The organism is Chitinophaga sp. 22620, assembly GCF_052044405.1.
Classification (GTDB): domain Bacteria; phylum Bacteroidota; class Bacteroidia; order Chitinophagales; family Chitinophagaceae; genus Chitinophaga.
In genome coordinates, this window is sequence record NZ_JBQEMV010000002.1 from 1180339 (window position 1) to 1204895 (window position 24557).

Annotated in this window: 19 protein-coding genes and 1 tRNA gene; 12 read left to right on the forward strand and 8 right to left on the reverse strand. The window is 50.4% G+C overall.

Annotated elements, in window-relative coordinates:
• Positions 1–64 precede the first annotated feature (64 nt).
• Positions 65–2290, forward strand: coding sequence for a patatin-like phospholipase family protein (locus tag ACTJIK_RS14585; protein WP_440647294.1), 2226 nt, complete (start codon positions 65–67; stop codon positions 2288–2290).
• On the opposite strand, the gene ACTJIK_RS14590 is transcribed toward ACTJIK_RS14585, so the two are convergent.
• On the reverse strand, positions 2287–2886 hold the full coding sequence (locus ACTJIK_RS14590; protein ID WP_440647296.1) for a tRNA-(ms[2]io[6]A)-hydroxylase: 600 nt from the start codon (positions 2884–2886) through the stop codon (positions 2287–2289). The two genes, ACTJIK_RS14585 and ACTJIK_RS14590, sit on opposite strands and share 4 nt — an antisense overlap.
• A gap of 55 nt (positions 2887–2941) precedes the next feature.
• On the opposite strand from ACTJIK_RS14590, the gene ACTJIK_RS14595 reads away from it, so the two are divergent.
• The 7 genes from ACTJIK_RS14595 to ACTJIK_RS14625 all read left to right on the forward strand — a co-directional run bounded on the left by ACTJIK_RS14595 (position 2942) and on the right by ACTJIK_RS14625 (position 11379).
• Positions 2942–4045: an aminotransferase class I/II-fold pyridoxal phosphate-dependent enzyme gene (locus ACTJIK_RS14595; protein ID WP_440647298.1), complete on the forward strand. Its 1104-nt coding sequence runs from the start codon at positions 2942–2944 to the stop codon at positions 4043–4045.
• Between the two features lie 49 nt (positions 4046–4094).
• The gene (locus ACTJIK_RS14600; protein WP_440647300.1) at positions 4095–4577 is read left to right on the forward strand and encodes a hypothetical protein; all 483 of its coding nucleotides are present in this window, start codon (positions 4095–4097) and stop codon (positions 4575–4577) included.
• 8 nt (positions 4578–4585) lie between these two features.
• Positions 4586–6991 (forward strand): penicillin acylase family protein, encoded by a 2406-nt coding sequence (locus ACTJIK_RS14605; RefSeq protein WP_440647302.1) that lies wholly within the window; start codon positions 4586–4588, stop codon positions 6989–6991.
• Positions 6992–7151: 160 nt separating this feature from the next.
• Positions 7152–7224: transfer RNA gene (locus ACTJIK_RS14610), tRNA-Lys, on the forward strand.
• Between the two features lie 493 nt (positions 7225–7717).
• Positions 7718–8836, forward strand: coding sequence for a phospholipase D family protein (locus ACTJIK_RS14615; RefSeq protein ID WP_440647304.1), 1119 nt, complete (start codon positions 7718–7720; stop codon positions 8834–8836).
• Positions 8837–8848: 12 nt separating this feature from the next.
• A complete protein-coding gene (locus ACTJIK_RS14620; RefSeq protein ID WP_440647306.1) occupies positions 8849–10216 on the forward strand; it encodes a DNA adenine methylase in 1368 nt (455 codons plus the stop codon).
• Positions 10213–11379, forward strand: coding sequence for a site-specific DNA-methyltransferase (locus tag ACTJIK_RS14625; RefSeq protein WP_440647308.1), 1167 nt, complete (start codon positions 10213–10215; stop codon positions 11377–11379). Before ACTJIK_RS14620 ends, ACTJIK_RS14625 begins: the two co-directional genes overlap by 4 nt.
• 454 nt (positions 11380–11833) lie before the next feature.
• On the opposite strand, the gene ACTJIK_RS14630 is transcribed toward ACTJIK_RS14625, so the two are convergent.
• The 7 genes from ACTJIK_RS14630 to ACTJIK_RS14660 form a co-directional block, all read right to left on the reverse strand.
• Positions 11834–12406 carry a hypothetical protein gene (locus tag ACTJIK_RS14630; RefSeq protein ID WP_440647310.1) on the reverse strand — a complete coding sequence of 191 codons (573 nt, stop codon included), beginning with the start codon at positions 12404–12406 and terminating at the stop codon, positions 11834–11836.
• Between the two features lie 161 nt (positions 12407–12567).
• On the reverse strand, positions 12568–14037 hold the full coding sequence (locus ACTJIK_RS14635; RefSeq protein WP_440647312.1) for an IPT/TIG domain-containing protein: 1470 nt from the start codon (positions 14035–14037) through the stop codon (positions 12568–12570).
• An 11-nt stretch (positions 14038–14048) separates the two neighbouring features.
• Entirely contained in the window at positions 14049–17471 is a 3423-nt protein-coding gene (locus ACTJIK_RS14640) for a TonB-dependent receptor domain-containing protein (RefSeq protein ID WP_440647314.1), read from the reverse strand.
• An 89-nt stretch (positions 17472–17560) separates the two neighbouring features.
• Positions 17561–18541, reverse strand: coding sequence for a FecR family protein (locus ACTJIK_RS14645; protein WP_440647316.1), 981 nt, complete (start codon positions 18539–18541; stop codon positions 17561–17563).
• Positions 18542–18604: 63 nt separating this feature from the next.
• The gene (locus tag ACTJIK_RS14650; protein ID WP_440647318.1) at positions 18605–19189 is read right to left on the reverse strand and encodes an RNA polymerase sigma-70 factor; all 585 of its coding nucleotides are present in this window, start codon (positions 19187–19189) and stop codon (positions 18605–18607) included.
• 94 nt (positions 19190–19283) lie between these two features.
• Entirely contained in the window at positions 19284–19649 is a 366-nt protein-coding gene (locus tag ACTJIK_RS14655; protein WP_440647320.1) for a VOC family protein, read from the reverse strand.
• A gap of 71 nt (positions 19650–19720) precedes the next feature.
• Positions 19721–20542: an AraC family transcriptional regulator gene (locus tag ACTJIK_RS14660; protein WP_440647322.1), complete on the reverse strand. Its 822-nt coding sequence runs from the start codon at positions 20540–20542 to the stop codon at positions 19721–19723.
• Between the two features lie 95 nt (positions 20543–20637).
• On the opposite strand from ACTJIK_RS14660, the gene ACTJIK_RS14665 reads away from it, so the two are divergent.
• The 4 genes from ACTJIK_RS14665 (at position 20638) to ACTJIK_RS14680 (ending at position 24538) form a co-directional block, all read left to right on the forward strand.
• Positions 20638–21063, forward strand: coding sequence for an FISUMP domain-containing protein (locus ACTJIK_RS14665; protein WP_440647324.1), 426 nt, complete (start codon positions 20638–20640; stop codon positions 21061–21063).
• 277 nt (positions 21064–21340) lie between these two features.
• The gene (locus ACTJIK_RS14670; RefSeq protein ID WP_440647326.1) at positions 21341–22741 is read left to right on the forward strand and encodes a sulfatase; all 1401 of its coding nucleotides are present in this window, start codon (positions 21341–21343) and stop codon (positions 22739–22741) included.
• A gap of 82 nt (positions 22742–22823) precedes the next feature.
• On the forward strand, positions 22824–23555 hold the full coding sequence (locus ACTJIK_RS14675; RefSeq protein ID WP_440647328.1) for a GntR family transcriptional regulator: 732 nt from the start codon (positions 22824–22826) through the stop codon (positions 23553–23555).
• 77 nt (positions 23556–23632) lie between these two features.
• Entirely contained in the window at positions 23633–24538 is a 906-nt protein-coding gene (locus ACTJIK_RS14680; RefSeq protein WP_440647330.1) for an ROK family protein, read from the forward strand.
• The last annotated feature ends 19 nt before the right edge of the window (positions 24539–24557 follow it).

Below are 24557 nucleotides of genomic sequence, written 5' to 3' on the forward strand. Positions count from 1 at the left end.
CCTAACGGCCTTTGAATTACAGAATCCTTTATCTTTATTCAAACACCAGGAGGACGGTTAACCAATGCGCCGGATCATATTCATTTTAGTACTATTAGTTGCAGGGCTGCATCCCTACCTTTCATCGGCCCAGCGCCCGGGCGTGGGGCTCACCCTGAGCGGCGGCGGGGCCAAGGGGCTGGCGCATATCGGCATTTTACAGGCGATAGACAGTGCGGGGCTGAAGATCGATTACGTGACCGGCACCAGCATGGGCAGCATCGTAGGCGCCCTCTACGCCATCGGTTATTCCGGCGATTCCATCGAGGCCATGGCCCGCAGGCTGGACTGGAACCAGCTTTTCTCCAACCAGCCCGTGCTTACGGACATCAGCTACGAAGAAAAAGCGGAGTACAACCGCTACATGATAGAGATACCTTTCGAATACGGCAAGCCCAAGCTCACGTCGGGCGTGATCTCCGGCGAGCAGCTGTGGCTGGAGCTGGCCAAGATGTGCTGGCCGGTGCGGGATGTGAAGGACTTTTCAAAATTCAACATCCCCTTCAAATGCATCGCCACCGATGTGGCTACGGGAGAGATCGTGACGTTGGACAGCGGGGAGGTGGTTTCGTGTATGCGCGCCAGTATGGCCATCCCTTCCGTGTTCACCGCCGTGAGGATCGGCAACCGCAAGCTGGTGGACGGCGGCGTGGTGCGCAATTTCCCGTCCATCACCGCGAAGGAGATGGGGGCGGATATTATTATCGGCAGCAACGTGAGCAGCGGCCTGCGCACGGCGGAGGAACTGCAAACGCCCATCGATATACTCTACCAGCTGGGATTTTATAAAGACGCGGAGGATTTCGTGGAAGCCCGCAAGATCACCGACGTATATATCCATCACGACCTGAAAGGTTATGGCCCGGCCGCCTTCGGCAGCATCGATTCCATCCTGGAAGAAGGGCGGCAGCGGGGGAGGGAAATGTACCCTGTATTCAAACGTATGGCCGATTCACTGAACGCGCTCCATCCCGAAGCGCCGCCGGAGCTGAACCGCCTGCCCAGGGTGCCGGATATCGAGATCACGGACATCGCCGTCAAAGGCCTGCTGCATTCCGATGAAAAGTTCTTCCGCGGCAGGCTGGGCCTTCAGCCCGGCGGTTGTTACACGCCGGACATGATCCGCGAGGCTATCCTGAACGTATACGGCACGCGTTTCTACAAACAGATCACCTACCACATGAACCCGCTGGGCTACGGCAAAAGCCAGCTGGAAATAGACGTGGAAGAAACCCCGCTCACCTACGTGAAGCTGGGCCTGCATTACAACACCTTCACCAACATCAGCGCCGTTGTGAACATCACGCAGCGGAACTTCGTGGTGCCCAACAGCCGCGCCTTCGTGACCGCGGCCGTGAGCGAGAACCCGCGGCTGCGCGGGGAATATTTCAAATACCTCGGCCGCAAGCGCCGCATGGGTTTCGGGCTGGGCGCGTATTATGAGAACAACCCGCTGAACTATTACGACAACTTCAAAAAGATCCAGGAATACCGCAGCAAATATGCTAACGTGGACGTACATATGCAGTTTATGCTGAACCGCATCATGGCCATTGGCATAGGCACCCGCTGGGAGTACATCCGCGTGAAACCCAAGCTCTCGCCCTTCGTGGAGCTGGACGGCAACAACAAACAATACCAGTCCTTCTTCTACTACGGCCTCAACACCATCGACCGTAAGCTATACCCCACCCGGGGCGCGCTGATCTCGCTGGAAGGCGGCATGGTGTACGGCCAGAACCCTGACCTGCGGCTGAAAATGAACGGGCAGAACCTCCCGCTGGACAGTATGGGCTTTAACTTCAACGACTACCAGCGCGTGCTGCTGAAAATGAACTATTATTTCCCGCTGGGGCGCAAAAGCACGCTGAACCTGAACGGTTATGCCGGCTTTAACTTCAACTACGACCTGGAGCTGCTGAACGATTTTATGATCGGCGGCGTAACGGATTTCAGCCGCAACCAGATCCCCTTCGTGGGGCTGTACGACGGGGAGATCAATACTTCCAGCGTGGGCGCCCTGCAGCTGGGCTGGCAATACGAGGCTTTCCGCAACATCTTCATCATTCCAAGGGTAAATGCCGCGGTGTACGACCTCAACGGCAAGGCCGAACCGAAATACCGGTATGTAACGGGCTATGGCATCACGGCGGGCTACAGCTCGCGTCTGGGGCCGATGGAGATTACACTCATGTACAGCGACCAGGCGAAATATTTAAAGGGTTATGTGAACCTGGGATTTCATTTCTAATGCATCCTGTCGCCGCGCACCGGCAGCTGCTGTATCATGTCCGCTTCAAATTTCAGCCATTCCGCCCAGCGGAGCTTTACTTTTTCTTCGGGGAGGTATTCATTCGCCAGGTCTATAAACAGGCGGTAGTGGCCGGCTTCGGAAACCATGAAGCGGCGGTAGAACTCGCGCAGGTATTCATCTTCCAGTCCTTCGCTCAGCAGGCGGAACCGTTCGCAGCTGCGCGCTTCGATGAGCGCGAAGATCAATAACCGGTCCAGCAGCACTTCCGCGGGCGCGCCGCCTTTCTGCTGGAAGTTCATCAGGTTGTTCACATACTCGTCTTTCCGCTGCTTGCCTAGTGCGAAGCCGCGTTTTTTCATTTCGGCGAGCACCTGCCTGAAGTGGCCCCATTCTTCGGTCACGATGGGCGCCAGCTCTTCCACCAGCCTTTGTTTATCAGGGTAGCGCTGTATGAGCGAGATGCAGGAGGTGGCGGCTTTTTGTTCGCAGAATGCGTGATCGGTCAGCACTTCTTCCAGTGAAATGGCCGCCAGGTTCACCCATCGCGGGTCCGTGGGTAACTTCAGGCCGAGTATCGAAACTTTACTGCTCATACAGGTGTTGGATATTGATCTGCGAAGTTACACAGAAGATACTTAGTTTTGAACTATGCAAAAGGAAGACTTTCTCCAGTCGGCCCTCGCCAAACGCCGGGAGCAGCACGCCTTCCGCCAGCTGCGGCTGAGCGGGCAGCGGACGGACTTCTGCTCCAACGATTACCTGGGCCTTGCGCGCAGCGAAAAGATCCAGGAGAACGCTCATGCCATCGTGAAGCAGCTGGACCAGGTGCATGGCTCCGGCGGTTCGCGCCTGCTGGCGGGCAATTACGAGCTGATCGAAGAAGCGGAGCAGCTGGTGGCCGAGTTTCACCAGGCGCCCGCGGGCCTCATTTTTAATTCCGGTTACGACGCCAACCTGGGCCTGTTTTCCTGCGTGCCGCAAAAAGGCGATGTGGTGGTGTACGACCAGCTCATCCATGCCAGCATCCGCGACGGCATCCGGCTGTCTGCCGCGCAGGCGTATTCCTTTTTGCACAACGACCTGGCGGACCTGCAAAAAAAGCTCGCCAATGCCGAAGGGCGGGTGTTCGTGGCCGTGGAATCCGTGTACTCGATGGACGGCGATATGGCCCCCCTGGAGGCCATTTGCGAACTCTGCGAACGTTACAATGCATACCTGGTGGTGGACGAAGCGCATGCCACCGGCGTGGTGGGCCCGCGGGGAGAGGGCCTGGTGCAGCATCTGGGGCTTACAGAGCGCTGTTTTGCCCGCGTGCATACCTTCGGCAAGGCGGTGGGCTGCCATGGCGCTATTGTGCTGGGAAGCCTGTTCCTGCGGGAATACCTCGTCAATTTCTGCCGGCCTTTCATATACACTACCGCGTTACCGCCGCAGGCCGTGGCGGTCATATTAAGCGCCTACGCCTTTTTCCCGGACATGCACGCCGAAAGGAAGCACCTGGACCATCTGATAAAGCTGTTCCGCGAACGCCTGGGCGGCAACAGCCATACGCCCATACAGGTGGTGATGGCGCCGGGCAATGAAAGGGCGAGACAATTGGCAGCACAATTGCAGGAAGAAGGGTTGGACGTGCGGGCTATTCTGCACCCCACCGTGCCGAAAGGGCAGGAGCGCTTAAGAGTTGTGCTTCACAGCTTTAATTCGGCAGAGGAAGTGGAACAACTCGCCGCAATTGTATTGTCATATTCCTGAAAAGGTGTATATTAACAATGGATTTCCTTACCTTCTAAAGATATTTTTTATGGAGATGAACCCAGTCTGGAGAAAAGTATTAGAAGAAGTCGGATTTGTATCCTGGTACCGGTCACTTTCCGATGAGTTTCAAACCACACAGCCCTTTGCGGACCATAGTATCACGGAAGCGCAGGATATGATCATGGAGTTCGGTTTCAAGAAAACGCATTTCGATCCCAAGACTTCTTTCTACCAGGTAGAAGGCGTAGACGATACGCGCATTGTAAAAGGCCTGGGCGCCGGCGTGAGCATTTCCCTCAAGGATGGTAATGTGGAAGTGGTGGTAGCTTTTGACCTGGACAACGACACGCGCGTGGGCGGCACGTTTTCCCTGCTGCCGGGCATGCTGGGAGACCCCGCGCCTATCAGTAAGCCTGTATTCACCAACTACAAAGAACTGTACGCACTGCTGAAAAAGATCTTCCAGAAGTACGATGACATCGGTAACAAGGTCATCGATATCTACCTGGCCGAACCGGCAACCATGTAAAACTCTTTATGAGAATTATCCCATTGATCTTCACGGTTGCGCTCGTCTGGGCGCTCAACCACCGCTGGGGCGCAACGCCTCCGTTTGGTATGCTTTTCAGCCCGCAGCACGGTTTCTGGGTACATGCGGAGCCCGTTGGTTCTCCTGTTAACGGACAATTCGTCTTTCCCCAGCTGAAAGGCAAGGCAGAAGTATGGTTCGACGACCGGATGGTGGCCCACGTATTCGCAGAGCAGGAAGCCGATGCTTATTTCATCCAGGGCTACCTGCACGCGAAGAACCGCCTCTGGCAGATGGAGCTGCAAACCCACGCCGCCGGCGGCAGGCTCAGCGAGATACTCGGCCCCAAGCTGCTGGACTACGACCGCCGCAAACGCCGAGAAGGCATGGTGTACGGCGCGGAGCAGGTCATCAAAGGCATAGAGGCGGATCCCGTCACCAAAATGGAGCTGGACAGCTACACCGCCGGCATCAATGCTTACATCGGCGAGCTGCGCAAACGTAACTACCCGCTGGAATACAAGCTGCTGGGGTACAGTCCGGAGCCATGGACCAACATCAAGACCGGCCTGCTCGTGAAATACATGAGTGCGGACCTGGCCGCCACTGCGGACGATATCCCCTACACCAACGCCCGCAACCATTTCTCCAAAGAAGATTTCGACCAATTATACCCGGATTTCACCGACCTCATGGCGCCCATCATTCCGAGAGGCACGCCCTTCCCCGCGCCCGCGCGCCGCGCCGTGCCCCCGCCGGACAGTGTGGTGAACGCCGAATTCCAATACAACACCGCAAAGCAGGACCGAGACAAAGGCAGCAACAACTGGGCGGTGGCCGGCAGTAAAACGAAGAACGGCTATCCCATCCTCTGCAACGACCCGCACCTGGAGCTGAGCCTGCCCAGTTTGTTCTACGAAATGCAGATCAAAACCCCCGGCATGAACGTGTATGGCGTAAGCCTGCCCGGCGCGCCCGGCATCATCATCGGCTTCAACGACAATATGGGCTGGGGTTTCACGAATGGTTACGTGGATGTGCTGGATTATTACAAAATGGAATTCCGCAACGGCAAAAAAGAATACCTCTTCAACGGCCAATACCGCCCTGCGGACCTGCGGGTGGAAGAGATCAAAATAAAAGGCCAGCCCAGCTTCTACGACACCGTAGCCTACACCGTTTGGGGCCCGGTGCTGTACGATGAGACCTTTAAAGATCCCCGTTTCAACGGCTACCTGGCCATGCGCTGGACGGCGCACGACCAGAGCAACGAGTTGCGCACCGTGCATCTGCTGAACCATGCCAAAGGCTACGGCGATTACCTGGAGGCTATGAAATACTGGAGCTGCCCCGGCCAGAACTTCATCTACGCCGGCAAAAAAGACGGCATCGCCATCTGGCACAACGGCAAGCACCCGCTGCGCTGGAAGGACCAGGGCAAGTTCGTAACCCCCGGCAGCGACAGCACCTATGCCTGGCAGGGCTTCATTCCCCAGGCCGAGAACCCGCACGTGTACAATCCGGCAGAGGGTTTCGTCAGCTCCGCCAACCAGCAGGCTACAGACAGCACTTATCCATACAACCTTTTCGGTTATTACGACCTCTTCCGCGGCATGCGCATACAGGAGCAATTGAGCCAGATGAGCGGCATTACGCCGGAGGATATGATGAAGCTCCAGAACGACAACAAGAACCGCCTGGCGGAGGCCGCGGTGCCCTTTTTGAGCGAATACGTGAGCGCAAATACCTTAACGTCCAAGCAGCAGGAATACTGGCGTATGATGTTCGCCTGGGACGGTGTGGCCGGGCCCGACAGCAAGGTCGCCACGCTCTTTAACCTCTGGTGGAGCAACCTGGAAGACGCGATCTGGAGCGACGAGCTGCCGCTGAACGACAGCATCGCCTACGTGCAGCCCGAGGAAAAAACGCTGCTGTTCTGGCTGATGCGCGACAGCGCCATGCATTTCATCGACAATATCCGCACCCCCGCCCGCGAAACCCTGGCGGACCAGGTGATGGCCAGCTTCCGCCTGGCGGCAGACACAGCCGCCGCGCTGGACGCCAGGAACGAGCTGGCGCTGGGGAAATTCCGTGGTACGGACATCCGGCACCTGAGCCGCAGCATACCCGCTTTCAGCCGCATGCACCTGAACACCGGCGGTGGCCGGCACATTATCAACGCCACGAAAAAGACCACCGGCCCCAGCTGGCGCATGGTGGTGGAGCTGGGCCCTGAAACCAAAGCCTGGGGCATTTTCCCCGGCGGCCAAAGCGGCAACCCCGGCAGCAAGTATTACGACAATATGGTGAGCGATTGGCTGGCCGGGAAATATTATGCGCTGCGGGTGTATGATGAAAAGAAGCCCGCGGAAGGAGTGGTGGGGAAGATGGTGTTTACGCGGGGCGGGGATTGATTTTCTGTGCCGCTATGATCATACAACGGAGAATTTTTTTCTCTTTGAAAGCCAGGGTGGGAGAGGGTTTGAGCTGGGTAGTAAATTTTATTGACTGAAATATTTGGCAAAAATAATTTAATACATATCTTTGCACTCCCAATCGAAAACGAAACGGGATGATTCCGTAGCTCAGTTGGTAGAGCAATACACTTTTAATGTATGGGCCCTGGGTTCGAGTCCCAGCGGGATCACTGGAAAATCAGAAGCCTTCAGATTCATTGAATTTGAAGGCTTTTTTGTGTTTGAGGTTTTCATTGAAGCTACTATCATTTGCAACTGGTTGAATGCAAGGACAGCATTGGTTCTAATATCATTGGGATGCTGGATTTTCTCATCCCTTATAATTTTAATAGATGTTCAATAACTCCCTCCCTCCAAGATCACATCTTTGTCCTTGTGCTTTCCTAGCTTAAATGAAACTTGCTGATTTTTCTGATCTTTTATGCTGTTTCCAATAAAGAAACACAGATTGCATGTATATACATTTAATATCTCCTACAACTATCCAACTACTAAGGTAAGTAGCAATGAAAAAAAGAACAAGGCTTTGTATCACATTGATCTTCTGTAAGTTTTGTCGAATTTTGGTACATTAGTATTTTGGTAGAACTTATGTATATTTGAGGGTTAGCTATGATTTTTAAAATCAAATAATTAACGACTTTACACGAAATATAATATAAAATGCTTCATTTTCAGGACCCATATTTTTCGAACTCTTATACACTCCACGAAGCATTGATTCAATCTTGTTCAGCTTCAATCCATGGAAAAGGAGCATATGCCTTTGCATCTAAAGGGGGAATTGAAATTCTTTTTAAAGATAGCGTATTTGATTCCTTGTTGGAAAGAGGTGAGTATTCATTGATCATTGGCATAGATGAAATTACTAATCTCGCAAGCTTAGAGATTCTGCATAACATCAAAACTGCACGACCAAGCTTAACTGTTAAAGCATTTGATCACAATAACAGGGGCTCACTTTTTCATCCTAAATTAAGCTATTTTAAAAATCAGAATGAATCAGGAACATTAATAGTTGGCTCAGGAAATTTGACTTTAGGGGGCTTGCGCAGAAACAGAGAGGCTTTTAGTCTTATACAGCTTTCCAATGAAGAATTTCAACGAATTGAACAATATTGGAATGCTTGGTTGTTACATTCAGATCAACTTTTAAAAGAAATTGATAATCCTGATGTAATAAGAAAAGCTCGGGATAATCAATATGTGAGGAGAGCAAGAATAATACGACCTGATGAAGAAGTAGAGGTTGAAATCGATGCTTTACCTGAAGGAGTTGATGAAATTGAAATTTTACATCAGGATGGATGGCAGTTTTACCCTGATAGTGAAGTGCTAATTGCTGAAATTCCAAGAAGTGGTGATAGATGGAAACAAGCTAATTTTGATATTGATACTTTTCGAAACTTCTTTGGAGCAATACCAGGAGATAATAGCCAAAGAATACTTCTACGAAATATCAATGATGACTTCTCCATGTCTGAGATTGAAGTAAGACCGAGCGTGTCGGTCGTTAGTCAGAACTACAGATTTGAATTAGATGCAGCCAGTGGTTTGCTTTATCCGAACGAAGGAAAACCTATTGGAGTATTTGTGAAAGTTACAACAAGGATGTTTTTATACCATCTTTATATGCCTGACCAGCCTTTATACGCAGAACTTAACGAATGGTTACAAACAAATTGGACAGGTAGAGAAGACAGAATGAAAAGAATTACAGGAAGGATAAGCCAATTACCTGCTATTATTGGACAATCCGTCTTCAACAGGTATCTTATTTAAACATAGTAAACAATGGCGGTAATAGGAAAGATCGAAAATGGAATTGTAGCCTTAAATAAGCCTAAATCATTTAGGACTATTCACTATTTAGGTAGCAAGTTAAGAGTCCTTGAATTTATTAAGAAGGTAGTTGATGAGTTAGATCCTAACAGAAATGGGATTTGCGATTTATTTTCGGGAGCGGGTTCGGTTAGCCAATATTTCTCTTTAGAAAGGAAGGTAGTTGCAGTCGACATTCAAAACTATTCTAACATTATTTGCTCGGCACTTTTGTTTCCGGAGGAAAGTTCTTTGGTTAATTCATTTGTTGAAAGGATGAATAATTCCAAATTTATTGTTGAATATCAAAAGGCGTTTCAACCTCTAATTATTTTGGAAGATTCAATAATTAATGGTGAATTAGGTACAAACTTAGAAGCCGTTTGTCACTTTTTAGAAAATGGCTCTTTATATTCCTATTTGTCAAAAGATGGAAATAACGATTTACGATCTGAATTAAGAGAAGCATTTGATAGAGTCGAGGAAAACTTAAAATCTTTTGGAGGTAATTCATTTATAGCTTCGAAGTATTTTGGCGGTATTTATTTTTCATACAAACAATCAGTACTCTTAGATGCCATTATAACTGAAATCGGGAATACTAATATTAAACATCAAAGCTTCTTACTTGCGGCTCTTTTAAGTACAGCAAGCGACATTGTAAATACTGTTGGTAAGCAGTTTGCTCAACCAATAAGACCAAGAAACAAAAACGGTCTACCTAAAAAAGGAATTGTAAAACAGTTGCGAAAAGATAGGAATATTGATGTTTTTGATCTCTATAAGTATTGGCTGCATAAGTACACAAGCAATCAATTTGCCGAAAATGGACATCAAGTACTGCGAGCAGATTTCAAGGAAGCATTAACGAATTTAAGCGATGACATACGTATAGTTTATGCCGATCCACCTTATACGAGAGATCATTATAGTAGATTCTATCACGGCCTGGAAACTTTAAGTTTGAGGGACTTTCCAACAGTTTCTAAAACTAAAATTGGCGGCAAGGAAAGACTTAGCAGGGGTCTTTATCGAGAGAATAGAGAACAGTCTGATTTTTGTATTAGATCTAAAGCTCCAAAGGCGTTTGAAGAGTTATTTAAACTTGTTTCCGAGAAAAATAAAATTCTGTTGCTCTCATACTCCCCATATGACAAATTAAAAGGAGCCCATCCTAGAGTTGTAGAGATCGAAACGTTGGAGAAGATGGCTAGAGTCTACTTTGACTTTGTGGAAATTCGTTCAATTGGCAAGTTAGTACATAGCAAATTGAATAGAGCAGACTTACATTTAGAAGCAGAAGAATCAGCAGAAGTATTAATAATTTGTCAGAACAGATGATGGAACTTAAATTTATTAAAAAACATTCCTCGCCATCAGGTGATAGCCTAACAAGAAAAATAATTCAAGGTGAAAATCTTGATGTATTAGATTTGCTAGCCCATAACTATAGTGGGAAAGTTAAATGCATTTATATTGACCCGCCTTACAATAATGGAGAGAACTATACGCATTATGACGACACTGTTCACGAGGAATGGATAATAGAAATAAAGAAAAGACTCGAAAAACTGAAACCGCTATTAAAATCAGATGGAAGTATTTGGATATCTATTGACGATTCGGAAGTTCATTATCTTAAGGTGGCGGCAGATGAGATATTTGATAGAGGCAATTTTGTCACTACAATAATTTGGCAACAAAGAACAACAAGAGAAAATAGAAAAATATTTTCGAATAACCACGAGTATATACTCGTTTATGCAAAAAACAGATTGGAATTTTCTAAGTCCGTGAACAAACTCAAAGGAAATGGTGCGCAAATTGCGAGGTATAAAAATCCTGACAATGACAAACGGGGTGCTTGGCAATCTGTTTCATTAAACGTGCAGGCAGGACACGCTGTAAAATCACAATTTTATGAAATAGTTAGTGCATCCGGCAAAATCCATGTCCCGCCCAAAGGTAGGTGCTGGGTTTATAATAAACATAAGATGGACGCTCTTATAGAAGATGGTAGAGTATGGTTTGGAAATGATGGTAACGGTGTTCCAAGACTTAAAAAATTTTTATCAGAATCTGAAATTATAATAACACCCGAAACACTTTGGCTTGCTGATGAAGTTGGAACCAATAAAGAGGCAAAAAAACATTTGATGAAGCTATTTCCTGAAAAGGATATATTCGATACTCCCAAACCAGAGAAACTGATAAAACGAATTTTGGAAATAGCAACAAAGGAGAATGATTTGGTATTAGATTCATATGTAGGAACAGGTACAACTATCGCTGTTGCTCACAAAATGAAAAGACAATATATTGGAATTGATCAAGGAGAACATATTATTGACTATGCTGTCGCTCGCCAACGACTGATTTTAGAAGGCAAGGGCTTGGGTATTTTAGAAAGAGTGTCTGACGAGAATGAAGGGTTTGATTTTTATAAACTAATCCCCAAAACAAGTAACAAGAGAATTGCCAAAATTAATACGGCTTTTGTATAGTCGAACTGACGAGCGAGATTCAGCAGTGGTTCATCGAATAAAAATTAGTAATAAATTGAATTCTGTGCTTCGATTTCACGCCCAGGGCACATAGCCAATATGGTTAACGAAATGTCAAATCAATGTAAGATTTATTGATTTGACCAAGCCTGTCATAAGGGAAGAATCGCCAAAATAGGGACTAATACCATTTTTACCAATGATGACAATAATCATGCTATTTCTGCAAACTTTCGTAAATCAAATACAAAAAGTTCGAGTTGTGCCATAGGGATAACAAAAAGGTGCTAGAAGTAGCACCTTTTTCGTTTAAGCTCCTCAATGTTTTTTAAGAATAACTCTCATAAGAAATAAAGAGTCTATCAAATCATTCGCACATGAACTGAGCGCGCCCAAATAATTTCACAAGCGGTTTTAAGTCAATTCAAACTTAATGAACCCTTCCCAAACCCGCTCACCTCCCCTTCAAAACCATCTCCACCGCCACCGGATCCTGCATATTCACCCCGGAAGATTTCAGCTGCCCGCTCATCACGCCCGATGCTACCACGTACCGGAAGTTATAGAAGGGCATAAGGGTGTTTTCCAATCCGTCGGGCACCAGTTTGCCGGTTGTATTGGCCGTCCAGTAGTAGTGAATGGTAAGCGTTCCCTGGCGGTATTCGTACGCGAAATTATGCACCACGTCGGAGGGTGAGGCGGCCTGGAACGAAAGCGGCAGCGGCATCCAGTTGTGCACGCCTTTCGGGATCATATATACCAGCACCAGGCCGTTATCTATCACATCTTTCGTGATCTCGGGAGCTTCCACCGTAATATATTTGCTGAAATGCAGTTTCACCTGGTTGTTGCCGTAATCCAGGGCGTAGTGGCCGGGGTATTTCCACGTGGATGCCATGGTGGTGAATTTTTTTGCCGTGATGTTGGCGTTGCCGTCTTTCCCTGCGGGGCCGGCGGGGCCTTCTTTTTTACAGGCGCCGAGGGTGATCAGGAGGCTGGCCGCAAGCAATACAAACGTATTTTTCATAACTATAAAAGGTTTATAGGGTGATTTTATGGCCGCAAGCTAGGGATGTTCAACGGCTGTAAAGGGAGGGAATTAACGGATGAGGGGTTTCTGTTTACGGAACGTGGGTTTGTATATATAAGCAACGGGCGCGAAACCTTCGCGCCCGTTGCCTGGTGGTATTATAAAACAATAGCCAGGTGATAAGCTTCGGGCACCTTTTCGATAACCCGTTGCAGGCCGGTACCGTCTGTTTTACAGCGGAACAACGTGCCGTACCCCACATTAAAATCATATGTGATCCAGTACATGTATTGATTGGCAGCGTCTATTTCCAGGTCGCCGACCCCCATCATGAATTCCGCGGGAACCGGCAGCTTCGTAAGTGTTCCGGAGCCATCCCGGGCGCCCGTATAGCAGGAACTGTTACCGCCGTCGAGGATATAGATGTCCGTGCCATCCAGGGCCAGGTTGGCCGGGGCACTAACGCCATCGTTGGCATCGAATAACATTTTGGGCGCCTGTGTTGCCTGGCCGTCGATGCTGCCTTCGTAAGTGGCCATGAACATTTGCTCTGTCCAGTATATTTTCCCGTCGGCCTCATCTATTTTTAACCCTACGGGCATCATTTCTCCCAGCTTATATAGCTCTTCTGCTCCCGTTCCATCCATATTTACCCGGGAAATGTAATTGTTGCCCGAAAAAGTAACGTCTGCCACCGTTACATATAACCTGTCCTGGCTGTCAAAGGCGATATCCTGCAACATCACTCCTTCCGGGAATGTATGCACGAGGGTGGGAGTGGCAGTGCCATCCATGCTGCCGTAGTAAATTTTGTTGATGTCCATCCAGTACACGCGCCCGTTCTTTTGGTCAATGGTCAGCCCGCTGGGGTAAACGCCCACGTTGTCAGACTCATCATATATAGCCTCGATGACCGGATTACCATTGTCATCTATCACAGCCTTGTACACCTTGCCCCATGATGCCCAAAAAATCTCCTTCACGCCGGCAGGTGTTTCATCCACGACGAACCGGCCTGCATGAATGCTGTAAACCCCTTGTTCTACGCGCAGGGAAACAGTATCCGGCGTTATTTTCGGGACCTTCACCTTTACCTGGGTGCTGCTGATCTCCGTGATCGTTCCTTCCGTATCGCCGAAGAAGATCTTGCAGCTGCCGTCTTTAAAATTATACCCGTTGATGGTGACCTCCCCGCCAACCCTCGCATGCATGGGCTGTATTTCCCGGATCATGGGTAATGGAATAACAGACGCGTCAACCGTATAAACAGGCCCCGTAGCGGCAGAATCCACCTGCCCGCTGTAGTCATAACCGCCTGTCTGGTTTTTCCTGTTAAAATTGAATTCCAGCTTCCCGGTCACGGCGCCTTCCGGTATTTGTATCAGCATACTGTCCAGCGACATGGTCACGATGCGCACCTCGGCGTTGTTGAGGCGCACTTTGGCATCTGCCGCCAGGTAGGTGAAATTATGGCCGTGTACAACCACGTAGGTGCCCGCAGGCCCGGCGCCCGGCGAAATACTGTCGATGGTCACCTTGCCGAAATCCCGCACGTCGATCACTTCCTTGCGGCAGGCCGTGAACGCGCACATCAGCATAATGAACAGTAAGTATATATCTCTTTTCATGATGTTATTTTTTACAGGTTGAACTGGAAGCCCAGCGTATAATAAACGCCCGGTCTGTAGTTGCGGATGTAATAATCACCGCGGATGTATTTTGTGGTCTCCGTACGAATAGGGCTGTGAATGGTCCATTCGAACAGGGTAGGGTCGGTGTTGAACTTTTTATTAAAGTCATTGTCCACGTAGTGGCGGATCGCCGCGTTCAGCAGGTTCTGCGCGGCCACTCTTACGCTGATGCGTTTGTTGATCTTCTGCAAAATGGAAAGGTCCACCAAATGCCTGCTGCGCTCAACCACCGGGGGCTCCAGCTCCGTTACCCTGCCGCCGGAGGTATTGGTGAGGATGCGCTCTGCGAGCACGTTGTATTGCAGCGATATCCTGCTGCCGCTGGCCTTGTGATCATAAAAAAGACCTGCGTTCAGTATCCAGGGGGCGGCGCCCGTGAAGGCCCTTTTTTCACCGCCGGGATAGTAGTTCTCGTTCTCCGGTGCATCCACCATCATCGCCTTGTTGCTGGCTTCCGTGAAGTTGTAGCAGGCATTCACGATGAGGCCCATATGCTCGAAGATGTCCCCGCCGAGGAAGCCCAGTTGCTTGCGAACTTCCAGCTCTATACCATAAATGCGGGCGTAAGGCATATTGCTGTGGGTGAAACCGGGAACGCCGGTATTGGTATTGGCCATTGTTTCTTCGATCGGCTGATCGATATGTTTGTAGTAAAACCCGGCGGAAACCGCTTCTCCCGCGGTGGGGTACCATTCCAGGCGCAAGTCGTAGTTATCGATGCGCGCATCGTGCAGCGTGGACTTCCCGATATAAGTGAACCCGTCCGAGGGATTATATGTAACGAAGGGAGACAGCTCGCGCAGCTCCGGCCTGTTCAATGTTTTGCCATAGCTCGCGCGCAGCTGCCACTGATCGTTGATGTGCAGCGTGGCGTTCACGGAGGGTAAAAAGAAATACTGGTGTGTGGGAGGAGCCGTTCCTACCAGCACCTGCTGGCCGGCGGAGTTCGCTTCATATGCCTTCAGCAATTGCTGCCCTTTCGTGTCCAATACAACGCGTTTGGAATATTCCACGCGTAAGCCGCCATAGATGTCCAGCTTCATCACCGGGCGGTTGCCAAATGGCCAGCGGAAGGTCACGGGAAGATTGGACGCCACGTAGCCGGCCACGTTATCGAAAGTGGCGGTGTACCCATTCGTCTGTGCGCCGGCCAATCCTACTTCCTGTATATTGGTGTACATGCGTACATTCCTCGTTCGCATGGCATATAACAGGCTGTCGCCGAGGTTTTCCCATGGATTCGCGCTGTATCCCAGTTCCGGGAAGTTCTTGTAAGCCAGCGCGCTGTAGAAATATTGCTTGCGGCGGCTTTCAGCATAAGCGCCCGCACGCAGCAGGAGATCTTTCTTTTGCCGCAGCGGTGTGAACGTATAATCGAGGCTTCCCTGCCAGCGTTTTTCATCGCCCTCGCCATCTGTAAACCGCCCTATCACCGTGTTCTTGCGCGTAGCCGCGTTTAACTGCCAGGTGGTGCTATCCGTCTGAGTAAACTTTCCCAGGCCGGCCCTGTCGCCGGTAATAGACGCAGCGTCCGGCTCATAAGCGTTGGAGAACTGGTTAGGATCTTTATTGATACCCTGTGAATAGCTGGCCGTCCATTCCAGCAGATGTTTTTCATTGCCGGTCTTGTGCGAACCGCCCAGCATTCCCAGGTAAAGGTCTTGCGTATTGTAAGCATTCTCCATGCGACGGATATGAAGCGAAGGGGCTTCACCAGTATACCACTCGTTCACGGTATTGATCTGCAACACCTGCTTCGTATTACGGTTCATCAGGCCCATAGCGGTGATCTCGTTCCGGTCGTTGATGATCAGGGAGAAGTGCTGCATGGCCGCCAGCCGTATGCTGGAAGAGTAAACGGAATCGTGCCCTATGCGCAAGCTCGGAAGCGTTAGGGGCGTAAGCGCCGTGCCCGGAGCGGGGAATGCCGTATCCCTGTACATATTGGCGCTGCGGGCGGTATTGGTAGAATAGAAGCTGCGTTGATTTTCATAACGCCCTACGGTTACGCTGTTCAGTTTCAGCTTGCCGATATTGGCGTAAGTATAGTAGGTCATATCGCCCTGGAGGTCTGCCGGGTGATATTTTTTGCTCAGGTTCCAGGATTTGACGCTGCGCGCCAGCAAGGCGTCTGTCATGGCCCCGTTGGCGGCCAGGTAGGCATCGGGCACGCTCGGCACATCTCCCAGGATTACCATGCCATATTGGTTACGCGGCATGTTCACCGGCATGGCGCGGGTGCCGTCGTCAAAGCCCAGCCAGTCGTATTTACCGCTGCCAGCCTGCACATGATCGTCGAAGAACTTGTTGCCTGTGCGGTATTGTGCATTCAGGCTGATCTCCAGCCTGCGGATGGGAACGGATTTTTTCGTGTACACCTTTACCACGCCGCCCGCAAAATCAGCAGGAAGTTCCGGTGCGGGAGATTTATACACGATCATCCGGTCTATCACAGATGAGGGCAGCAGGTCGAAATTGAAGGCCCTTTTATTGGGATCGGTGGAGGGAAGAAAGGCATTGTTGAGGTAAACGGGGTTGTACCGGGGCGTCATACCACGGATGCTGATAAAACCATCCTGCAAAGTAACGCCCGATACGCGGCGCGCCACCTCGGAGGCGGAACGGTCCACGCTGATCGTGATCTGTTCCGAGGAAATACCGGAAGCAATACCTCTCGCCGTCCTGATCTCTTCGATCAGCTGGCGGTCGCTGGTGGTGATCACACGGTCCGCCCGCACGGTCACTTCCCCCAGCTGGCGCTTGTCTTTCTGTAATACGATGTCCAGCGTGGAAGTGGAATCGTCCTTTACCGTTACGCCGGGTATTTCCGTATAGGCAAAGCCCACATAACTGATGATGGCGGTGTAATTGCCGGCCGGCAGCGTGATGCTGAAGTGCCCGTTCGCATCTGTCACGGCGCCGCTGCCGCCGATGCGGATATTGGCGCCTGGCACAGGTTGCCGCTGTTCTTCGTCCGTCACCTGGCCGGTGAGCTTTCCCTTCGCACGAACGGGAGCGGCTGGTGCGTTGTTTTCTTTGCTGATGATAATGTAGCCATTGGCTTCCCGGAAAGAAAGGGAAGTGTGCTGCAGCAGGGCTTTTAATACCTGCTCCAGCGTTTTATCGGTGTATTCGGCAACAGGAGCTTTGTATCCGTTGGTGTTGGCGGCATTAAAAGCCAGTTTGAGCCCGGCTTGTTTCTCCACTTTCCCGAGTGCGGCCGCCATGCTTTCGCCGGTAAAGCGGATGCTGATCTTTTTGGATAAAGCGGGTTGTTGTGCATACAAATGATGGCTGGTAAAGAGGCACACCAGTAGCAGGAGGCGTTGCCATAGGCGGTGCCGCGGTTTCGTCCGACTGAAAAATTTCATACCTTCGTTCTAGTTTATTTGTTATAAATACCGGTACTTCCAATACCGGTGTTTGAAGACGCCTGCTTCCAACAGGCGTTTTTTCTTTTTTATCGGATGATCACTTCCGTACTGTCTTTCTGCCATTCCGCGCGGTTCCCGTTCACCATGCAGATAACTTCGATCAACGGCTGCGGGTCTGTTCCGTATTTGACGGGCAGGTTATATTGATTGTGCCTTACAGCCGCACCGCCCGCTATGACGGTGATGCCGTAGAGTTGTTGCATCAGGCCGGCCATTTCTGCAAAACTGGCTCCGGAAAGCCGTACTTCCCCGCCTGTCCATTCCCCGATATTGCCGGGATCGGTATGCATCGTCCGCGTCCGGGCATTTGCAATGTCATAGAACACCCCGTCACCGGGTAACAGCGTCGCAATGGCTTTCTGCTGCCTGTCAACCCGCACTTTACCGGTTTTCACCGCTACCTGCAAATGGCCGGCAACACTGTCTGTCATAACGGTGAATGTGGTGCCCAGTACGATGGTCTGCATACCTTCGCTGCTTTCCACAATGAAAGGTGTTTCCTGTTTTGCAACATCGAAATAAGCCTGCCCCTGCAATAGCTGCACGGTACGGGTTCCGCCGCTGAAGCTGGCCGGGTAACGGATCGCGGAGCGTGCGTTGAGGAAGATGCGGGAGTGGTCGGGCAGTAGTATTTCTTTCAGTTCCCCGTTGCCAGTTTGCAGGGTCAGCATGGGGGTAGGGGAGGGCGGTTTCCTGTCCTGCCGCAACATCAGGCCAACGCCGGCGACCACCAGCGCCGCGGCAGCTGCGCCTGCCAGGCGGTGCCAGGCAGTTTTTCGTACAGGCTTGCGCGGTATGCTTTGCATGATCTGCTGAAATCGCACCTCCTGCGGTGTTGCTGGTTGCCCGGCGGCATCCGGCATGTCGGAGAAATCAATGCCGGCCAGCTGTTCTTCCGCTTCGGGGGTAGAGAGGTACAGGCGCAGCAATACCATCTCACGGTCGGTGATGGTCTTGTCTTTCTGTTTGCGCAGCAATTGCTTCAACAGCTCGGGAGAAACAGGCATATCGGGCGGCTTTTACAGGAAGTACCCAATAAAGCCTGCGAGGTAGTAAGCGGTAACAATTAGTTAATATACGGGGAGCAGCAGCACGGCCAGGCTGTAGGCATAAGGGGAGACCTGTGTGCGTAAATGTGTAAGGGCAAGGCTCACCTGCTTCTTCACGGTCAGCACGGAAATACCCAGCTCGTCCGCGATCTGCTGGTAGCTTTTATCTTCATCCCGGCTCATGAGGAATATTTTCTTCCGCATGGGCGGCAGGGATTGAATAATGGTGTGGATGTATTGTTCGATCTCGTGGTAATAGAGTTGTTGCAGCGGGTCAGACAGATCAGCGGGCGCTTTGGGCAGGCTGCTGATGTCCGTATGGAGGATCTGCCGGCGCAGGGATTTGAGGGCCTTATTGCGGCATACGGTGATGAGCCAGCCGGAGATATCATTGCCTTCCATACCGGCCCGGTGCTCCCAGAGGCTGGTAAATACATCCTGTACCACTTCCTCCGCATCCTGCCGGGTGCTGCATATTTTTGCCGCATAAGCGGTAAGCCGGGCATCGTATGCCATGAATATTTCCCGGAACGCCTCTTCCGATCCGTCCCGGAATGCGGCAATAACGGAGGCAGGTACAGCGGGATGTTGATGGGCGATATGCATACGGAGGCAGATTCCGCACAAATATAGCCGCAGCATATTACCAAAGTGTTAAGGATGAAGTGGATGGGTGTTGTGCCGGGGTAAATCAGCGTCATCAATTTTTGGAATGCAGTGCCATTTTATTTCCTTCAGTGTCGATAAACATTGCGAAGAAGCCGGTTTCAGGGTTAATTTCTGTTTTCGGGACAACCACCTGTCCTCCATTCGGTTCTATTTTGTCCAATACCATTTGCAGATCGTCTGTGTTCACGTACACGATGGTGCCGTCTGTGGAGGGTTTGTATCCTTCTCCTTTGATCAGCACGACAGATACGCCATTGCCGTCGCCCGGGAATAATCCCATTTGTGTTCCCTGCATATCCGTTTCTTCGATATGGATGTTTAATATTTCCTGGTAGAATGTGAGGGCCCTTGAGAAATCCACGGTGGGGATCTCTACGATTGATACTAGATTTTTCATATAACCTGTTAATTGTTTTACAAAACAAATCTAGGAAGCCGGCAGGTGTTAAAATTGTAAAATTGCGACACCTATCCTTGTTTGTAGAAAAGAGCGGAAAGCATCATTGTCTTATCGGATAAGAAATCTTTAGGGTTCGTTCCTGTAAATTCCTGGAAGTCTTTGGTAAAATGTGCCTGGTCGTAGTACTCGCTTTCATAGGCAATTTCGGTTAAGCTTTCGCCCTGCGGGTGGAGGAGCATTTTTAATGCCGTTTGTAATCTGATTACTTTGCACAGTTGCTTTGGGCTCATCCCCACCTGTTGAAGGAACTTTCTTTCGAGCTGCCTTCTTTTGGACAGATCGCCTTTAAGGATAGTATGTACGGCTGCACTTCCTTTTGTTGAAAAAATAATGTCAATGGTCGATTTGACGATATGGTCAATGGTTGCCTTGTTTTTCAGCTTATCCAGGAGAAAGTCTTCTGCGATTTTTATCCTGCCGGGAGTATCCGTTGCCTGGATGATTTTTTGCTCCAGCTCTTTTGAAGCTGTCTCTCCAAACAAAGCCGCTGCGGGCGTTTCTTTGTTCGCCAGGTTTTTAATGGGTACAGGCACGAAGTTGGCAAATCCATAAGGGTAGAAGCGCACTGCGAAGGAATGGACGTATCCTGTTGGTTCGATCAAAAACGGCTCGGTGATTTGCCCGATCACCATTGTACGGGGCTGAACGATAAACTCGTTTTCGGAAATGATCCGCTTTACATCATCTCCCAGCATAAAGATCAGTTCAATGCAGCCGTCAGGCAGGATACGCTGTCTTTGGGAGCTTTCCTCCGCAGGAACCTCCAGTGTCCAAAAACATTTTACAACTGATTTCAGGTCTGAATGCGGTTGAAATGTTTGATAATCCATTAACTGTAGGGTGTTAGATGAGGGTGCCGTCCTAAATATACTTTATAAATCGTTAGTGACCATACTGCCGTCTCCAGTCTTCACCGGCCCCTGTAATGCGGCCAGGGCTCATAACAGGCTTGATCTTTATTCCGGTAAACTGGAATGGAGATACGATTCCGCACGCCAGGTCTGCGGAGGAATGGGAGAGGGCAGGGCGCGAGGGCAGACCGGCATGGTCTTATTACCGGGGCGATACGGGTGAGGTCAGGAGCTATGGCCGCATGTACAACTGGTTTGCGGTAAACGATGCAAGGGGGTTAGCACCGGTGGGCTGGCATGTTGCAACGAACGATTTCACAGGAATGGGGGAATTCACTTACATGGCAAGTGCTACTGAAGCCGATTTAAAGGACTCGAGAAATGACCAGATGGCTGTATGGGGCCGCGGTGCGCATATTGACAATAAGACTGTAATGAGATGCGCGCTGGATAAACATTTCGGGTTGTACGTGCGGTGTGTGAGAGATATTGACAGATAGAAAATTACAGATGCGCGTTTGATTCATCTTCCGGGGCGCCATTTATTTATGCATCAGCGTTTCGCCCGCGAAAAACTAAAATATTCCCTTGCATTTTTTTGAATTTTTATTCATTTTAATTTTGTATTTATGTACTACATAATAAATTGACTGAAGCCCGGCTTGTTCATCAGGCGTCAGGAGTTAAGAAAAGGGCTTCTAAAAGAAATAAAACACCAGCTCAAAGATGTTCCATAAAATAACAAGACCGTTAAAAACACTCTGCTTTTTAGCCCTTATGCTGCCACTGCTTAGCGGCTCAGCCCCACAACCCGGCAGGGGCCCGAATATCGTTTTCATTCTGATTGATGATATGGGCTATAGCGATATCGGCAGCTATGGTTCCACCTATTACGAAACGCCCAATATAGACAGGCTGGCAAAGCAGGGAATTAAATTCACCAATGCCTATGCCGCCAGCACTTTATGTTCGCCCACCCGTGCAAGCATCCTCACCGGCAAATACCCCGGCAGGCTGCACATCACCCACGCCATACCGATAGAAGGTTACAGCCGCCTGCCGAACACGCCTTTGATGGACGCAGATTACACCAAGAACCTCCCGCTTGAAGAAGTAACTTTCGCGGAAACGCTGAAAGAAAATGGTTACAAAACAGCGGCGATAGGTAAATGGCATGTATGCTGGGATAAACAATACTTCCCCGAATCCCAGGGCTTCGATCTGAATATAGGCGGCGGGGGAATGGGAAGCACGATGGATTACTTTTATCCCTATGCCGGCAAATGGAAAATGAACCCGTCGAGCCCAGTTGTGGAATGGCAGGTATTTCCCGACGGGAAAAAGAATGAATACCTTACAGACAGGCTGACGGATGAAACGATCCGGTTCATTGAACAAAATAAGGAAGGCCCGTTTTTAGCCTACCTGCAGCATTACGGCGTGCATACGCCTATACAGGCCAAAGACAGCCTGATCAAAAAGTACCAAAAAAAGCCGGTCGATTCCCTGAAAGGCCATACCAATCCAAAGTACGCAGCCATGATAGAAAGCATCGACGAAAGCGTGGGCAGGATCATGCAGAAGCTCGACGAGCTGGGATTGTCTGAGAATACCATAGTGGTCTTCACATCAGACAATGGCGGGCACGGGCGGATAACATCCAACTGGCCTTTCCGCGGCAACAAAGGGAATTTTTACGAAGGCGGCATCAGGGTTCCCCTGATCATAAAATGGCCCGGCCATATCAAACCCGGCCGGAGCAGCGATGCGCCATTCATCAGTACCGATTTTTATCCCACCCTGCTGGGCCTTGCAGGCCTGTACCCCGGCAGGGAATATATCGATGGCATCAACCAGGAGCCCCTGCTTACGCAAGGTAAAACCGTAAGCCGCAACAAGCCGCTTTACTGGCATTTCCCCAACTACACCGGCACCGGCCATCCTAACGCCTCCGGCCCATGCAGCGCCATCAGGGATGGCAAATGGAAACTCATAGAATACTTCGAAGACGGCTCCCTCGAATTATACGATCTTGAAAATGATATCAGGGAAAAAAGCAATCTGGCAAAGCAGTATCCGCAGGTAACGGCAGATCTTCACCGGAAACTGGCCGGGTGGCGAAAGGAGGCAATGGTGCAGATGCCGCGTGTAAATCCGGATTATAAAGCCGCCCATTAAATAAAACGGCCACCCGCCCGAAAAAAAATTCTCCCAACCCCTTGTTTTATCCCCGAACTTTACTATGTTTGAACATTCGTACATGAGTTTAAAGATCGACCATAAGAGCAAAATGCCGCTCCACATACAGGTGGAAGAACTGCTGCGGAACCTGATCAGCCAGCCTGAATACCAGGGCGGCTCCTTCCTGCCAAAGGAAGTAGAGCTGGCCAACCGGCTGGGCGTTTCCAGGAACACCATCCGCCAGGCCACCAATAAGCTGGAGTACGAAGGGCTGCTCACCAGGAAAAAAGGAGTGGGCACCAAAGTGGCGCCACGCCAGCTTTCCACCAGCCTGCAGGACTGGCAGAGCTTTACCAAGGAAATGTCCAAGCGCGGCATCATCACGTCCAACCTCCTGCTAACGCTCGAAAAGGTGAAGGCGGACGAAAAGATGGCCGGCTTCTTCAACATCCCGCCCGGCACATCCATCTGTAAGCTCAGCAAACTCAAAGGCGTAGACGGCGAACCGATCGTTTATTTCGAAAGTTACTTCCATCCACGTATCACCCTTACTGAAAGCGACGACCTGAACCGTCCGTTGTACCAGCTCCTGTCCGAAAAGTTCGATATCACCGTCGTGCGCTCCAGCGAGCATATCAATGCCCTGATGGCCGGCGCTGTGGCTAAAAAGCTGCAGGTGGACCCGAAGTGCCCCGTGCTCTTCAGGGAACGTTTCGTGTACGACCCGGGCGACAGGCCGGTAGAATACAACATAGGTTATTACAGGTCCGATAAATTCACGTATTCCATTGAAATAAGGTCAGAACGCTGATCTGATATAAACGCTCCTTTTTTTGCTCCACGCAGGAAAAGGATATTTTTTTCTTCATTCTTAATATGTTCAAACATATGAACAATAGCTATGTGATCGGTGCGGATATCGGTGGTTCACATATTACGGCGGCTCTCGTAAGCCTGGCCAATGGCGCTGTGGTAGATGATTGTAAGTTCAAAGAACCGGTGAATGCCGGCGCCGGCGCTGAAGACATCCTTGCGCACTGGACGGCTTGCATCAGCCGCACGCTCGCCGCTGCCGGCGCGGAAGTGGAAGCCATCGGCATCGCCATGCCGGGGCCCTTCGATTACCCCGGCGGCATTTCGCTGATCAAAGGCGTGGCCAAATACGAATCCCTCTACGGCATGAACATCCGGGAGAAACTGACGGCATCGCTGGGATTTTTTAAAGGTATTTATTTCGAGAACGACGCTTCCTGTTTTGCCCTCGGCGAAGCATGGGCAGGCGAAGGCGCCGGCTGCGCCCGTATGGTGGCCGTTACGCTCGGCACAGGCCTCGGCGGCACCTTCCTGCTCAATAACGAAATACTGCACGAAGGCAAAGGCATACCGCCGGAAGGGTATATCTATCACCTGCCTTACAGAGCAGGCATCGCGGAAGATTACATCTCTTCCCGCTGGCTGCTCAACGAATATCAACAGCGCACCGGCCAGCGCCTGGCTGAGGTGAAGCATATCGGGGAACTAGCCGAAAAGCAGGACACTGTTGCACTGGCGCTGTTCGCGGAAATGGGCGAAGCTTTAGGCGAAGTGCTGGCTCCCTGGCTCATGGATTTTGATGCGGAGCGCCTGGTGATCGGCGGCAACATCCGCAAGGCGCATCCGTACTTCCTGCCCGCCCTGCAGACCAGTTTACGGCGGAGCAATATCCAGACCAGCGTGCACATCTCGGGCCGCGGCGAAAACTCGGCCCTGTCGGGAGCCGCATGGATATGCAGGTCCATTCTTACCCATCAATAACAACAACGCGCGATAGACA

What these genes read in the sequence shown, in the direction of transcription:
- ACTJIK_RS14590 (WP_440647296.1), bottom strand. Translation starts at nt 2,886, where the DNA reads ATGAGCAGTAAAGTTTCGATACTCGGCCTGAAGTTACCCACGGACCCG.
- ACTJIK_RS14655 (WP_440647320.1), bottom strand. Translation starts at nt 19,649, where the DNA reads ATGAAAAATCTAGTATCAATCGTAGAGATCCCCACCGTGGATTTCTCA.
- ACTJIK_RS14680 (WP_440647330.1), top strand. Translation starts at nt 23,633, where the DNA reads ATGAACAATAGCTATGTGATCGGTGCGGATATCGGTGGTTCACATATT.
- ACTJIK_RS14635 (WP_440647312.1), bottom strand. Translation starts at nt 14,037, where the DNA reads ATGAAAAGAGATATATACTTACTGTTCATTATGCTGATGTGCGCGTTC.
- ACTJIK_RS14640 (WP_440647314.1), bottom strand. Translation starts at nt 17,471, where the DNA reads ATGAAATTTTTCAGTCGGACGAAACCGCGGCACCGCCTATGGCAACGC.
- ACTJIK_RS14675 (WP_440647328.1), top strand. Translation starts at nt 22,824, where the DNA reads ATGAGTTTAAAGATCGACCATAAGAGCAAAATGCCGCTCCACATACAG.
- ACTJIK_RS14595 (WP_440647298.1), top strand. Translation starts at nt 2,942, where the DNA reads ATGCAAAAGGAAGACTTTCTCCAGTCGGCCCTCGCCAAACGCCGGGAG.
- ACTJIK_RS14660 (WP_440647322.1), bottom strand. Translation starts at nt 20,542, where the DNA reads ATGGATTATCAAACATTTCAACCGCATTCAGACCTGAAATCAGTTGTA.
- ACTJIK_RS14585 (WP_440647294.1), top strand. Translation starts at nt 65, where the DNA reads ATGCGCCGGATCATATTCATTTTAGTACTATTAGTTGCAGGGCTGCAT.
- ACTJIK_RS14625 (WP_440647308.1), top strand. Translation starts at nt 10,213, where the DNA reads ATGATGGAACTTAAATTTATTAAAAAACATTCCTCGCCATCAGGTGAT.
- ACTJIK_RS14600 (WP_440647300.1), top strand. Translation starts at nt 4,095, where the DNA reads ATGGAGATGAACCCAGTCTGGAGAAAAGTATTAGAAGAAGTCGGATTT.
- ACTJIK_RS14615 (WP_440647304.1), top strand. Translation starts at nt 7,718, where the DNA reads ATGCTTCATTTTCAGGACCCATATTTTTCGAACTCTTATACACTCCAC.
- ACTJIK_RS14645 (WP_440647316.1), bottom strand. Translation starts at nt 18,541, where the DNA reads ATGCCTGTTTCTCCCGAGCTGTTGAAGCAATTGCTGCGCAAACAGAAA.
- ACTJIK_RS14665 (WP_440647324.1), top strand. Translation starts at nt 20,638, where the DNA reads ATGCGGCCAGGGCTCATAACAGGCTTGATCTTTATTCCGGTAAACTGG.
- ACTJIK_RS14670 (WP_440647326.1), top strand. Translation starts at nt 21,341, where the DNA reads ATGCTGCCACTGCTTAGCGGCTCAGCCCCACAACCCGGCAGGGGCCCG.
- ACTJIK_RS14620 (WP_440647306.1), top strand. Translation starts at nt 8,849, where the DNA reads ATGGCGGTAATAGGAAAGATCGAAAATGGAATTGTAGCCTTAAATAAG.
- ACTJIK_RS14605 (WP_440647302.1), top strand. Translation starts at nt 4,586, where the DNA reads ATGAGAATTATCCCATTGATCTTCACGGTTGCGCTCGTCTGGGCGCTC.
- ACTJIK_RS14650 (WP_440647318.1), bottom strand. Translation starts at nt 19,189, where the DNA reads ATGCATATCGCCCATCAACATCCCGCTGTACCTGCCTCCGTTATTGCC.
- ACTJIK_RS14630 (WP_440647310.1), bottom strand. Translation starts at nt 12,406, where the DNA reads ATGAAAAATACGTTTGTATTGCTTGCGGCCAGCCTCCTGATCACCCTC.